The organism is Paraburkholderia edwinii (genome assembly GCF_019428685.1).
GTDB lineage: Bacteria > Pseudomonadota > Gammaproteobacteria > Burkholderiales > Burkholderiaceae > Paraburkholderia > Paraburkholderia edwinii.
In genome coordinates this window covers 2,096,352-2,108,927 of sequence record NZ_CP080095.1, presented here as the reverse complement: position 1 = coordinate 2,108,927, position 12,576 = coordinate 2,096,352, and the positions used below count along the sequence as shown (strand labels likewise).

General features: G+C 64.0%; 9 protein-coding genes. 5 read left to right on the top strand and 4 right to left on the bottom strand.

Annotated elements, in window-relative coordinates; translation table 11 throughout:
* Positions 1–66: 66 nt before the first annotated feature.
* Entirely contained in the window at positions 67–1,893 is a 1,827-nt protein-coding gene (gene typA, locus KZJ38_RS09390; protein ID WP_219799786.1) for a translational GTPase TypA, read from the bottom strand.
* Between the two features lie 368 nt (positions 1,894–2,261).
* Between typA and KZJ38_RS09385 the strand changes: the two genes are divergently transcribed.
* The 5 genes from KZJ38_RS09385 to KZJ38_RS09365 all read left to right on the top strand — a co-directional run bounded on the left by KZJ38_RS09385 (position 2,262) and on the right by KZJ38_RS09365 (position 8,138).
* Entirely contained in the window at positions 2,262–2,762 is a 501-nt protein-coding gene (locus KZJ38_RS09385; RefSeq protein ID WP_219799785.1) for a MarR family winged helix-turn-helix transcriptional regulator, read from the top strand.
* Between the two features lie 69 nt (positions 2,763–2,831).
* Positions 2,832–4,406, top strand: coding sequence for an efflux transporter outer membrane subunit (locus KZJ38_RS09380; protein ID WP_219799784.1), 1,575 nt, complete (start codon positions 2,832–2,834; stop codon positions 4,404–4,406).
* A 209-nt stretch (positions 4,407–4,615) separates the two neighbouring features.
* Positions 4,616–5,866, top strand: a complete 1,251-nt coding sequence (locus tag KZJ38_RS09375) for an EmrA/EmrK family multidrug efflux transporter periplasmic adaptor subunit (RefSeq protein ID WP_219799783.1) — start codon at positions 4,616–4,618, stop codon at positions 5,864–5,866.
* A 61-nt stretch (positions 5,867–5,927) separates the two neighbouring features.
* Entirely contained in the window at positions 5,928–7,493 is a 1,566-nt protein-coding gene (locus KZJ38_RS09370; RefSeq protein ID WP_219799782.1) for a DHA2 family efflux MFS transporter permease subunit, read from the top strand.
* 180 nt (positions 7,494–7,673) lie between these two features.
* A complete protein-coding gene (locus KZJ38_RS09365) occupies positions 7,674–8,138 on the top strand; it encodes a cupin domain-containing protein (RefSeq protein ID WP_219799781.1) in 465 nt (154 codons plus the stop codon).
* Here KZJ38_RS09365 and truB read toward each other — a convergent pair.
* From truB to infB, 3 genes are all read right to left on the bottom strand, one after another.
* Positions 8,128–9,141 (bottom strand): tRNA pseudouridine(55) synthase TruB, encoded by a 1,014-nt coding sequence (gene truB, locus KZJ38_RS09360; protein WP_219799780.1) that lies wholly within the window; start codon positions 9,139–9,141, stop codon positions 8,128–8,130. The genes KZJ38_RS09365 and truB overlap by 11 nt on opposite strands.
* Positions 9,142–9,162: 21 nt before the next feature.
* Entirely contained in the window at positions 9,163–9,537 is a 375-nt protein-coding gene (gene rbfA, locus KZJ38_RS09355; RefSeq protein ID WP_219799779.1) for a 30S ribosome-binding factor RbfA, read from the bottom strand.
* Positions 9,538–9,609: 72 nt separating this feature from the next.
* Positions 9,610–12,525, bottom strand: a complete 2,916-nt coding sequence (gene infB, locus KZJ38_RS09350; protein ID WP_219799778.1) for a translation initiation factor IF-2 — start codon at positions 12,523–12,525, stop codon at positions 9,610–9,612.
* Positions 12,526–12,576: the final 51 nt, after the last annotated feature.

Genomic DNA, 12,576 nt, shown 5'->3' with positions numbered 1-12,576 from the left:
GAGCGCACAAAGAAGTGCGCGGCGTCTAATGAGAATTGCGGGGAACGGTGCCCCCGCCAGGCGAGGTCAATCAACCGCTGCTTCGCGGCTTGCACGACGACGCTCGTGCTCCTTCAGATGGCGTTTGCGCAGGCGGATCGAAACCGGCGTCACTTCGACGAGTTCGTCGTCGTCGATAAATTCGACCGCGTATTCGAGCGACATCTGGATCGGCGGTACGAGGCGCACCGCTTCGTCGGTGCCCGAGGCGCGAACGTTCGTCAACTGCTTGCCCTTGATCGGGTTCACGACGAGGTCGTTATCGCGGCTGTGGATACCGATGATCATGCCTTCGTACAGCGGGTCGCCCGGCGTCACGAACATGCGGCCGCGATCCTGTAGCTTCCACAGCGCATAGGCAACGGCCGCGCCGTCGTCCTGCGAGATCAGCACGCCGTTACGGCGCTCGCCGACCGAACCTTCCTTGATCGGACCGTATTCGTCGAACACGTGGCTCATGAGACCCGTGCCGCGCGTCAGCGTCAGGAATTCGCTCTGGAAACCGATCAAACCACGCGCCGGAATGCGGTATTCGAGACGCGTGCGGCCGCGCGCGTCCGACGCCATATCGAGCATTTCGCCCTTGCGGCGGCCGAGTTCTTCCATCACGCCGCCCTGGTGACCGTCTTCGACGTCGACCGTCAGCAGTTCGTACGGCTCCTGCTTCACGCCGTCGATTTCCTGCAGCACCACGCGCGGGCGCGATACGGCCATCTCGAAACCTTCGCGGCGCATGTTCTCGATCAGAATGGTCAGGTGCAGTTCGCCGCGGCCCGACACTTCGAACACGGTCTCGTCGCCCGTGTCGCGCACGCGCAGCGCGACGTTGTGGTTCAGTTCCTTCATCAGGCGGTCACGAATCTGACGGCTCGTGACGAACTTGCCTTCCTTGCCGGCGAGCGGCGACGAATTCACGAGGAAGTTCATCGTCAGCGTCGGTTCGTCGACGGTAATCATCGGCAGCGCTTCGGGCTTGTCCGTCGCGCAGATCGTCGCTCCAATGCCGATGTCTTCGATGCCGTTGATCAGCACGATGTCGCCGGCTTGCGCTTCTTCGACCTGAACGCGCTCGAGGCCTTCGAACGACAGCACCTGGTTAATCTTGCGGTTCAGCACTTCGCCCTCGGGGCCGAAGCGCAGCGCGACCTGCTGACCGGGCTTGATGCGGCCGCGGTGAATGCGACCGATGCCGATCCGGCCAACATAGGTCGAATAATCGAGCGACGTGATCTGCAGCTGCAGCGGCGCATCCGGATCAGCCGGACGGACCGGCACGTGTTCCAGAATCGCTTCGAACAGCGGGCGCATATCGCCTTCACGCACGCTCGGATCGAGACCGGCATAGCCGTTCAGGCCCGACGCGTACACCACCGGAAAGTCGAGCTGTTCCTCGGTCGCGCCGAGCTTGTCGAACAGATCGAAGGTCTGGTTGATCACCCAGTCGATGCGCGCGCTCGGACGGTCGACCTTGTTGACGACGACGATCGGCTTCAGGCCGAGCGCCAGCGCCTTCTTCGTGACGAAGCGGGTTTGTGGCATCGGACCGTCGACGGCGTCGACGAGCAGCAGCACGGAGTCGACCATCGACAGCACGCGCTCCACTTCACCGCCGAAGTCGGCGTGACCCGGCGTGTCGACGATGTTGATGTGCGTGCCCTCATATTCGACCGCGCAGTTCTTCGCGAGGATGGTGATGCCGCGCTCTTTTTCGATGTCATTCGAATCCATCACGCGTTCCGCGATCTGCTGGTTTTCGCGGAAGGTGCCGGACTGGCGGAGCAACTGGTCAACAAGCGTGGTTTTGCCGTGGTCGACGTGGGCGATGATGGCGATATTGCGAAGAGCGCGGGACATAGGAACCTGAGGACGATTGAAGTGCCCGGCGGCGAGTGCTGAAGAAGGCTTCGGCACATTCAGAACGCAAAGTGGGCGCACTTCCGGGAACCGCATATTCTAGCACGGACCTATGACGCATTTAGCGCTATCGCTCTCGTATTCCCCAATAGTCACCGTGCGGACCCGTTACCGAAGCGGCTAGAAGCGACTGCGCAGCGCGTACCGGCGCGCCGCACCGCGACGATGCTGCCTATCCAACCGCCGCCCGCCACCCGCTTGAGTAATTAAGCACAAAACACCCTTACCTAATCTGTAAGAACGCTTGCCACGTCAATTAAGCGTTCTTATAATCATGCCTAGTCAACCATTGCTGTCGCATAAGAAACATGACGGACCCGTCTTCCACGCCGCCACCCGAAGTCCGCGACTACGAGCTGGCAGAAAGTGTCGGCTATCTGATCTCCCGCGTGAAATCGACGATGTCGAACATGGTCACGCAAAAGGCCATGGCCGAGCTCGGCATCACCAGCACGCAGGCCAGCATCCTGTTCATGGTCGCGAGCGGCAAGTGCCTGCTAGCCGCGGAGCTGGCGCGCGAGTATGGCATCGATGCGAGCGCGGTCACGCGGCTGATTGACCGCCTCGAAAAGCGCGGGCTTCTGACGCGCGTGCGCAGCAGCGAGGACCGGCGCGTCGTGCGCCTTGCGCTGACCGCGGAAGGCTGCGCGATCGCGGCGAAGCTGCCCGCTATTTTTACGAGCGTACTGGACCGATTGCTGTCCGGCTTCACCCCCGAGGAAGTCGGTTTCCTCAAGAGCATGCTCAGGCGCGTGCTTGCCAATAACGTCGATTCAAGCGGCATAACCCGTGACACGGCAAGCAATTAAGACGCCAAGCCGCGGCAAAGTAGTTGCAGTGTCCATTACCTATATTTATTACAACCAAGGGACGGATCAATGAAGTCGCACCTTCTGTTCGCGCCCGGCCGGCCGTGTCGGGCTGCTGCCGTTTCCGTCGCGTCGGTCGCGCTGACGGCAACGGCCCTCGCTCTGTCGGGGTGCGTGAACTACATCGGCATCAGCAGCGACAAGCAGATTGCCGCACCCGCGCAATACGAGACGACGCAGAGCATGCCGAACGAGGGCGGCGCATGGCCGTCGCTCGACTGGGCGAACCAGTTCGGCGATCCGCAATTGCCGCAGCTGATCGACGAGGCGCTCGCCGCCAATCCGTCGATCGCACAAGCGCAGGCGCGCCTCGAGAAGGCGCAGTCGTATATCGAAAGCTCGCGCTCGGCGCTGTTCCCGCAGGTCACGGGCAGCTATGCCTGGACGCGCGAGCGCTATTCGCCGAATGGCCTGTTTGTCGCGCCGATCGGCGGCAAGTGGGACAGCGAGAACAGCGTGCTGGCCAGCGCGACGTGGGACCTCGACCTGTGGGGCAAGAACCGCGCGAAGCTGCAGGCCGCGGTGTCGCAGGAAAAGGCCGCGCAAGCCGAGATACAGCAGGTGCGCGTGACGCTCGCGGCGTCGGTTGCGAGCACCTATAACCGGCTCGCGCAGCTGTACGCGCTGCGCGACATCGCCCAGCGCGAGATTCAGAACCGCCAGACGGTCGGCTCGATCACGAACGACCGCGTTGGCGCAGGGCTCGACACGAACGTCGAGCGGCAGACCGCGAACGGCAATATCGCGACGAGCCAGTCGTCGCTGACCGACCTCGACGGCCAGATCACGGTCGTGCGCTATCAGTTGGGCGCGCTGCTCGGCAAGGGACCGGACCGCGGTCTGCAGATCGCGCAGCCGGTGCTGAACGTCGGCGACGCGGTCGCGCTGCCCGGCAACGTGCCGGCCGATCTCGTCTCGCGGCGCCCTGACCTGGTCGCCGCGCGCTGGCAGGTCGAAGCGGCGACGCAAGGCGTGAAGGAGGCGAAGGCGGAGTTCTTCCCCGACGTGAACCTCGCGGCGAATTTCGGCTTCGACGCGTTCGGCTGGAGCGACCTCTTTCTGTGGGCAAGCCGCCAGGTGATGGCCGGCCCGGCGATTCATCTGCCGATCTTCGACGCGGGCGCGCTGCGCGCTCAGCTGAAGGGCCGCTATGCGGACTTCGACCTCGACGTCGCGAACTACAACCAGACGCTCGTCAACGCCCTGAACGACGTCGCGACGCAGATCACGTCGATCCGTTCGATCGACAGGCAGGAAGGCGACGCGCAGCGCGCGCTCGATGCGTCGACGAAGGCGTACCAGCTCGCGGTGATCCGCTATCGCGCGGGGCTGTCGCCGCAGTTGCAGGTACTCAACGCCGACGACAACCGACTTGCGGCCGAGCAGACCGTGACGAACCTGAAGATGCGCCGCCGCGATCTGCAGATCGGCCTCGTCAAGGCACTCGGCGGCGGCTTCGACGCGACGGCTGTCGGTCTCGCGGCGCCGCCCGCCTCGCCCGCCGCGGCCAGTGACGCGACACAAACACAAGCGCGCACCGACGGCGCGACGACCACCGCCGCTTCGGCTCAGTCAGCCAATTGAGCGGCTAACCGGGCGACGAACTGGGCGGCAAACTGGGCGGCACTGGGCGGTTAACGAGCGTTAAACGAGCGGGCTACCCGCACGGCGTTGGCCCCGAGGTTGTCATCGCGAAAACCCGAATGCGATGCGCCAGGACCACCCACCGCGCATCGACCACCACACGATAAGCAAGCAACAAATAAGAGACACGGAAGAATACGGAGCACATCATGAGCACGCCTCAACAACAACCCGCGCCGAACGCGCGCCCTTCGAACAACAACGGCAAACGCAAACGGATGATGACGGTACTCGTCGTCATCATCCTGCTTGCCGCGATCGGCTACGGCGCGTACTACTTTCTCGTTGCGCGCTTTCAGGAGACGACCGACGACGCCTACGTGAACGGCAATGTCGTGCAGATCACGCCGCAGGTGACCGGCACCGTCGTCGCGGTCAATGCCGACGATACGCAGACCGTGAAGGTCGGCGATCCGGTCGTCGTGCTCGATCCGGCCGACGCACGCGTCGCGTTGCAGCAGGCTGAAGCGAATCTCGCGCAGGTCGTGCGCCAGGTGCGCGGCCTCTACGTCGACGACAACCAGTATCAGGCGCAGGTTGCCGTACGCCAGTCGGACCTGTCGCGCGCGCAGGACGATCTGCGCCGCCGCATGACGGTCGCGCAGACCGGCGCGGTCTCGGCCGAAGAGATCTCGCACGCGCGCGATGCGGTGCGCGGTGCGCAGGCCGCGCTCGACGCGGCCGAGCAACAGCTCGCAGCCAACCGCGCGCTGACCTCGAACACGACGATCACCGACCACCCGAACGTGATGGCCGCCGCCGCGAAAGTGCGCGATGCGTATCTGAACAACGCGCGCAACACGCTGCCCGCGCCCGTCACCGGTTATGTCGCGAAGCGCTCGGTACAAGTCGGCCAGCGCGTGTCGCCGGGCACGCCGCTGATGGCGGTCGTGCCGCTCAATGGCGTGTGGGTCGATGCGAACTTCAAGGAAGGACAACTGAGGCATATGCGCATCGGCCAGCCAGTCGAGCTGACGGCGGACATCTACGGTTCGTCGATCGTCTATCACGGCAAGGTGGTCGGCTTCTCGGCCGGCACCGGCGCGGCCTTCGCGCTGCTGCCCGCGCAGAACGCGACCGGCAACTGGATCAAGGTCGTTCAGCGTCTGCCGGTGCGTATCGAACTCGATCCGCAGGAGCTCGAAAAGCATCCGCTGCGCATCGGTCTGTCGATGCAGGTCGATGTCGACATCAAGAATGACCACGGCGGCCAGCTCGGCAATGCGCAGAACACCGTCTATCAAACCAAGGTGTTCGACAAGTACGGCGACGAAGCCGACGCCGAAATCGCGCGCATCATCGCCGCAAACGCGGGGCGAAGCGGCAACGCATCGCAGAGCACCGCGGCCTCGACGCCGCACGGCACGAGCAAACGCGCGGCGGCGGCCAAGCTGATGTAAGCCGCGTCGTTTCGTTTGAACGCAACACCCAGGTCAACCCACAACACAGGCTGCCCGCTCAATGGCTCAGGCTCAAGCGCCGATCATTCACCCGCCGCTCGAAGGCGCGCAACTCGTGATCGGCACCATCGCGGTGTCGCTCGCGGTGTTTATGAACGTGCTGGACACTTCGATCGCAAACGTGTCGATCCCGTCGATTTCGGGCGACCTCGGCGTGTCGTCCGACCAGGGCACGTGGGTCATCACGTCGTTCGCCGTCGCGAACGCGATCTCGGTGCCGCTGACCGGCTGGCTCACCGAGCGCATCGGCCAGGTGCGGCTCTTCATGGCGTCGATCGTGCTGTTTGTGATCTCGTCGTGGATGTGCGGCCTCGCGCCGACGCTGCCGTTCCTACTCGCGTCGCGTGTGTTCCAGGGCGCGGTCGCGGGCCCGATGATTCCGCTGTCGCAAACGCTGCTGCTGGCGAGTTACCCGCGCGCGAAGGCGCCGATGGCGCTCTCGATGTGGGCGATGACGACGCTGATCGCGCCGGTCGCCGGACCGATTCTCGGCGGCTGGATCTCGGACAATATCTCGTGGCCGTGGATCTTCTACGTGAATATTCCGGTCGGCGTGATCGCCGCGGCGGCCACGTGGGCGATTTTTCGCGATCGCGATTCGGTGGTCCGGAAAGCGCCGATCGATAGTGTCGGCCTCGCGCTGCTGATCACGTGGGTCGGTTCGCTGCAGGTCATGCTCGACAAGGGCAAGGACCTCGACTGGTTCTCGTCGACGACGATCGTCGTGCTCGCCTTGACCGCGATTATCGCGTTCGCGTTTTTTGTCGTCTGGGAGCTAACCGCCGATCATCCGGTGGTGGACCTGTCGCTGTTCAAGCTGCGCAACTTCACGGGCGGCACCGTCGCGCTATCGATCGGCTACGGACTCTACTTCGGCAACCTCGTACTGCTGCCGCTGTGGCTGCAAACCGATCTCGGCTATACGGCGACCGACGCGGGCATCATCATGGCGCCGGTCGGGCTGTTCGCGATACTGTTGTCGCCGGTGACGGGCAAGGTGTTGCCGCGCACCGATCCGCGTTATATCGCCACGGCGTCGTTCCTTGTTTTCGCGCTGTGTTTCTGGATGCGCTCGCGCTATACGACCGGCGTCGATACGTTCGCGCTGACGGTGCCGACGCTGATTCAGGGCGTGGCGATGGCGGGCTTCTTTATCCCACTCGTGTCGATCACGCTGTCCGGCTTGCCCGGTAACCGCATTCCGGCGGCGTCGGGCCTCTCGAACTTCGTGCGGATCATGTGCGGCGGCATCGGCACGTCGATCTTCCAGACCGCGTGGGACCACCGGTCGATCCTGCATCACACGCGGCTCGCCGCGCAGGCCAATCCGTATAACCCGGCCTTCGATGCGTCGATGCAGCAGATGAACCGGCTTGGTTTGAGCCACGAGCAGGCGTACGGGCTGTTCAATTCGATGGCGACCCAACAGGCTGCGCAACTCGGTGTAAACGACCTGTTCTATATCTCGGCCGGCATCTTTATCGCGCTGATCGCGCTGATCTGGATCACGAAGCCCGAGCGCTCGGGCGGCGGCGATGCGGGCGCGGCAGCCTCGGCTGCGCACTAGAATTGACCGGGAGAGGCTACGACATGCAGAGACACGAATCGTCGAATCGCGCCGCGAATTCGCGTCATTGATGAGGTGACTTGAAAGGATCGAGGCGGTAGATTCGCGTCATCGTTGCTTCATTGCGGGCGATGAGCGCGCCGACACCTTCCCCCAATCAGCCTTTGCAGGTTACTCATCATGAAAACATGCTGGACGAAGCCTTTCGCCACGGCGGTCGCCACGCTGGCGTTCGTCGCGCTTGCTCCCACTGCCGCGCAGGCGGACGTGCTCAAGCCGATCAAGGTTACGAAGCCGGACATCAACGGCGCGGTCTTCCAGCGCAAGGACGCCGTGCACGAGAACAAGGACGGCAACGCGACGACGGACGTCGTCACGTTCACGTCAAATGACAACGCGTATCAAACGGGGCTTTATCAATCCGGGCCGCTGCACGAAACGATCTCAAAAGCGCCGGGCTATCCGTATAACGAGTTTCTCTACTTCATTTCGGGTGGCGCGACGTTCACGTCGGCTGATGGCTCGGTCGTCACCGCTCATGCCGGCGAAGCCGTGAGTCTGCCTAAGGGCTGGATCGGAACGTTCGATACGAAGGGCTATACGAAGCTTTACGTCACGTATAACCCGGACGACATCAAGAAGTAGGCGCCGCGGTAACGATAAGCCGTTCCGGTGCGAGCACGCCGTCGCCGGCCCTAGCGACACCGAGCAGGCGCCCTGCTGTCGCGGCGTAGACGCGCACGCGCGGCGCTTCACTGCTTACCGTTCCGTTTGTTTCGCTGCTGGTTTCACTGCTTGTTGCCCTGCTGATCTCGTCGCTAATCGACAGATCCGCGAGACGCAGACGCTGGCCGTGCAGAAAGCGGCGTGTCGCTTCGTCGTCGAGATGGACGGCGGGGAAGGTCGATAGCAACGCATCGACGGGCTGCAGCCAGCAATCGAGCTCGCCCTGCGCCGCATCCGACAGCGCATCGAGCGTGACCGCATGCTCGAGCGTCAGCGCGCCGACGCCGGTGCGCCTCAGCGCGATCAGATGCGCGCCGCAGCCCAGCACCTCGCCGATATCTTCGGCGAGCGTGCGCACATAGGTGCCCTTGCTGCAGGTCACGCGAAACGTCACATCGGGCCGTGCGCATGCGATCAGTTCGAGCGCGTGAATCATCACGCGACGCCCTTCCCGTTCGACCGTTTGCCCCGCGCGCGCATATTCATATAGCGGCTTGCCGTCGCGCTTGAGCGCCGAGTACATCGGCGGAATCTGCACGATCTCGCCGCGAAACCGCTCGAGCGCTGCGGCGATGTCATGCTCGCTGCAAAGCACGTCGCGCGTCTGCAGCACGTCGCCCTCGGCGTCGCCGGTGGTTGTCGTGATACCGAGGCGCATCGTCGCTTCGTAGGTCTTGTCGGCGTCGAGCAGATCCTGCGAGAACTTCGTCGCCTCGCCGAAGCACAGCGGCAGCAGACCCGACGCGAGCGGATCGAGCGTGCCCGTATGACCGGCTTTTTTCGCCTGATACAGGCGCTTTGCGCGAATCAGCGCGTCGTTGCTCGACAAGCCCACCGGTTTGTCGAGCAGCAGCACACCGTCGAGCGCGCGGCGCGGCACGCGCGCGCGCTGTTGCGGCGCGGTCGGAGGAGCATTCGTCATATCGGCTAACGCGTGGAGAGGTCAGTCTTCCGGATCTTCTTTCGCGCGATTCGCGTTCGCTTCGTCGATCAGGCGCGACATTTCGACCGCGCGCTCGATCGTCTTGTCGAAGTGGAAATGCAGCGTCGGCACCGTGTGAATGTGCAGACGCTTGAAGAGCTGGTTATGCAGATGGCCGGCCGCGTGATTGAGCGCGATCTGCGTTTGCTGTGCGTCGCCGGTCAGCGTCGTGAAATAGACTTTCGCGTGCGCATAGTCGGGCGTCAGCTCGACGCTCTGGATCGTGACGAGTCCGATCCGCGGGTCTTTGACCTCACGCAGCAGCTCAGACAGATCGCGTTGAATCTGATCCGCGATCTGCACGTTGCGATTGGGGGAAGTGCGTTTTTTCGGCATGTTCAGTCAGGCATAAAAACAAAGGGCGGAGCGGCTTTGCGCCCGCTCCGCCCTTCAAGCGCGGCGCTCCGGTTACAGCGTACGCGCGACTTCGGTGACTTCGAAGACTTCGAACTGGTCGCCTTCGACGATATCGTTGAAATTCTTCACCGACATACCGCATTCGAAGCCCTGGCGCACTTCCTTGACGTCGTCCTTGAAGCGCTTGAGCGAATCGAGCTCGCCGGTGTGGATAACGACGTTGTTGCGCAGCACGCGCACCGACGACGACCGCTTGACGATGCCGTCCGTGACCATACAACCGGCCACCGAGCCGACCTTCGGCACCTTGAATACCTGGCGCACCTCGACCATACCGGTGATGACTTCGCGCTTCTCCGGCGAGAGCATGCCCGACATCGCTGCTTTGATCTCATCCACTGCGTCGTAGATGATGTTGTAGTAGCGGATGTCGACGCCGTTCGTCTCGGCCAGCTTGCGCGCTTGCGCATCGGCCCGCGTATTGAAGCCGACGATGACCGCCTTCGACGCCGTCGCGAGGTTGACGTCCGATTCGCTGATGCCGCCCACCGCGCCGTGCACGATCTGCACGCGCACTTCATCCGTCGACAGCTTGAGCAGCGCCTGCACGAGCGCTTCCTGCGAACCCTGCACGTCGGCCTTGACGATCAGCGGCAGGTTTTGCACTTCGCCTTCGCCCATCTGCTCGAGCATGTTCTCGAGCTTCGCGGCCTGCTGCTTCGCGAGCTTCACGTCGCGGAACTTGCCCTGACGGAACAGTGCGATTTCGCGCGCCTTGCGGTCGTCCGGCATCACGATCACTTCTTCGCCGGCTGCCGGCACTTCCGACAGACCCTGGATTTCCACCGGGATCGACGGACCCGCCGACTTCGTCGCCTTGCCCGTTTCGTCGAGCATCGCGCGCACGCGGCCGTAGGCGCTGCCCGCCAGCACAACGTCGCCGCGGTTCAGCGTACCGGACTGCACGAGAATCGTCGCGACCGGACCCTTGCCCTTGTCGAGCTTCGCTTCGATCACGAGACCCTTGGCCGGCGATTCGACCGGCGCCTTCAGTTCGAGCACTTCGGCCTGCAGCAACACGTTTTCGAGCAGATCGTCGATACCCTGACCGGTCTTCGCCGAAACCGGCACGAACGGCGAATCGCCACCGTACTCTTCCGGCACGACGCCTTCCGCGACGAGTTCCTGCTTGACGCGCTCGGAATTCGCTTCGGGTTTGTCGATCTTGTTGATCGCGACGACGAGCGGCACCCCGCCCGCCTTCGCGTGCGAAATTGCTTCCTTCGTCTGCGGCATCACACCGTCGTCGGCGGCGACCACCAGAATAACGATGTCGGTCGCCTTCGCGCCGCGGGCACGCATGGCCGTGAACGCTTCGTGACCCGGCGTATCGAGGAACGTGATGACACCGCGCGGCGTTTCGACGTGGTACGCGCCGATATGCTGCGTAATGCCGCCCGCTTCGCCGGCCGCCACTTTCGCGCGCCGGATGTAGTCGAGCAGCGAGGTCTTGCCGTGGTCGACGTGACCCATCACCGTGACGACCGGCGGACGCGGCAATGCTTCCGCATCGCTCACTTCGCCTTCGACCAGCATCGCTTCAGGATCGTCGAGCTTCGCCGCCACCGCATGGTGACCGAGTTCCTCGACGACGATCATCGCGGTTTCCTGATCGAGCATCTGGTTGATCGTGACCATCTGGCCGAGCTTCATCATCACCTTGATGACTTCCGAAGCCTTCACCGACATCTTGTGCGCGAGGTCCGCCACCGTGATGGTTTCAGGCACGTGCACTTCACGCACGATCGGTTCGGTCGGCGCCTGGAAGGTCGTGTTCGCATCCTGATGCTTGCCGCGTCCCTTCGGACCGCCGCGCCAGCCGCGATCGACGCCGCCGCTCGTATCGCCGCGTGTCTTGATGCCGCGGCGCTTGGCTGCGTCGTCCTGCCAGCCGCCGGGCTTGCCGCCGCCCGGGCCGCGCTTCTTGTCGCCCGCAGGCGCTGTCGACGGCGTCGTGGTCGATGCCGGTGCCGCTGCGGCCGCCGGCTTCTTCGCCGCCGGACGCGCGCTGGTCTCGCCGGCCGGACGCGCGGGCTTGTGCAGCGTGCCCTTCGCTTCGGCGGCCTTCGGCTGCTCGGCGGGCTTCTGCGGCGCGGGTTCCGGCGCCTTCGCCTGGGCCGCCTTGCGCGGCGTGTTCATCATTTCGCGGATCGCGCGCGCTTCGGCTTCGGCAGCCGCACGGCGCTTCGCGATTTCTTCCTGCTCGGCGCGCGCCTTCTCGGATGCGGCGCGTGCAGCGTCCTCGGCCTTCTTCGCCGCTTCACGCTGTGCCGCGCGTTCCGCTGCCGCGCGCTCGTCGTCCTGTTCCGCGGCGCGCTCGGCTTCCGCCTGTTCGCGCGCGGCCGCCTCGGCCATCGCCGCGGCACGCTTCTTCGCCGTTTCCTCTTCCGCGCGCTGGCGCTCGGCCTCGGCCGCCTGCTCGCGCGCCTGACGCTCGGCCTCTTCGCGCTCGAGACGCTCCTGGCGCTCCTTCAGCTCCTGAGCCTGCTTCTCGAGCAGTTCGGCCTGCTGGCGCGCTTCTTCCTCGCGGCGCTGCAGTTCGAGGTCTTCGGCCTCAGCGGCAGCCGCTGCATGAGCCGCGGCCTGATCGTTCTGCTCGGCCGTTTCGTCGCGACGCACGAAGGTGCGCTTTTTCCGCACTTCGACCTGAATGGTACGAGCCTTACCCGTCGCGTCGGATTGCTTGATTTCCGACGTGTGCCGTCGCGTGAGCGTGATCTTGCGCTTGTCGGCGTCCTGCGAGCCGTGCGACTTGCGCAAGTGGTCGAGCAGACGCGCCTTGTCGGTTTCCGACAAGGCATCGTCCTCACTCGCTTTCTGGACGCCCGCTGCCTGCAGCTGCTCGAGAAGCACGCCTGCAGGCATTTTCAGTTCCGCGGCAAATTGGGCTACGTTGTTACTCGCCATTCATTCCTCTTAGTGCAAGGACCGATTCCTTGCGGTTAGCATCGGGTCGTG

Bases quoted from the DNA above. Each gene is read 5' to 3' on its own strand.
- KZJ38_RS09385 (WP_219799785.1), top strand. From the start codon at position 2,262: ATGACGGACCCGTCTTCCACGCCGCCACCCGAAGTCCGCGACTACGAG.
- KZJ38_RS09370 (WP_219799782.1), top strand. From the start codon at position 5,928: ATGGCTCAGGCTCAAGCGCCGATCATTCACCCGCCGCTCGAAGGCGCG.
- KZJ38_RS09375 (WP_219799783.1), top strand. From the start codon at position 4,616: ATGAGCACGCCTCAACAACAACCCGCGCCGAACGCGCGCCCTTCGAAC.
- KZJ38_RS09365 (WP_219799781.1), top strand. From the start codon at position 7,674: ATGAAAACATGCTGGACGAAGCCTTTCGCCACGGCGGTCGCCACGCTG.
- KZJ38_RS09380 (WP_219799784.1), top strand. From the start codon at position 2,832: ATGAAGTCGCACCTTCTGTTCGCGCCCGGCCGGCCGTGTCGGGCTGCT.
- truB (WP_219799780.1), bottom strand. From the start codon at position 9,141: ATGACGAATGCTCCTCCGACCGCGCCGCAACAGCGCGCGCGCGTGCCG.
- infB (WP_219799778.1), bottom strand. From the start codon at position 12,525: ATGGCGAGTAACAACGTAGCCCAATTTGCCGCGGAACTGAAAATGCCT.
- typA (WP_219799786.1), bottom strand. From the start codon at position 1,893: ATGTCCCGCGCTCTTCGCAATATCGCCATCATCGCCCACGTCGACCAC.
- rbfA (WP_219799779.1), bottom strand. From the start codon at position 9,537: ATGCCGAAAAAACGCACTTCCCCCAATCGCAACGTGCAGATCGCGGAT.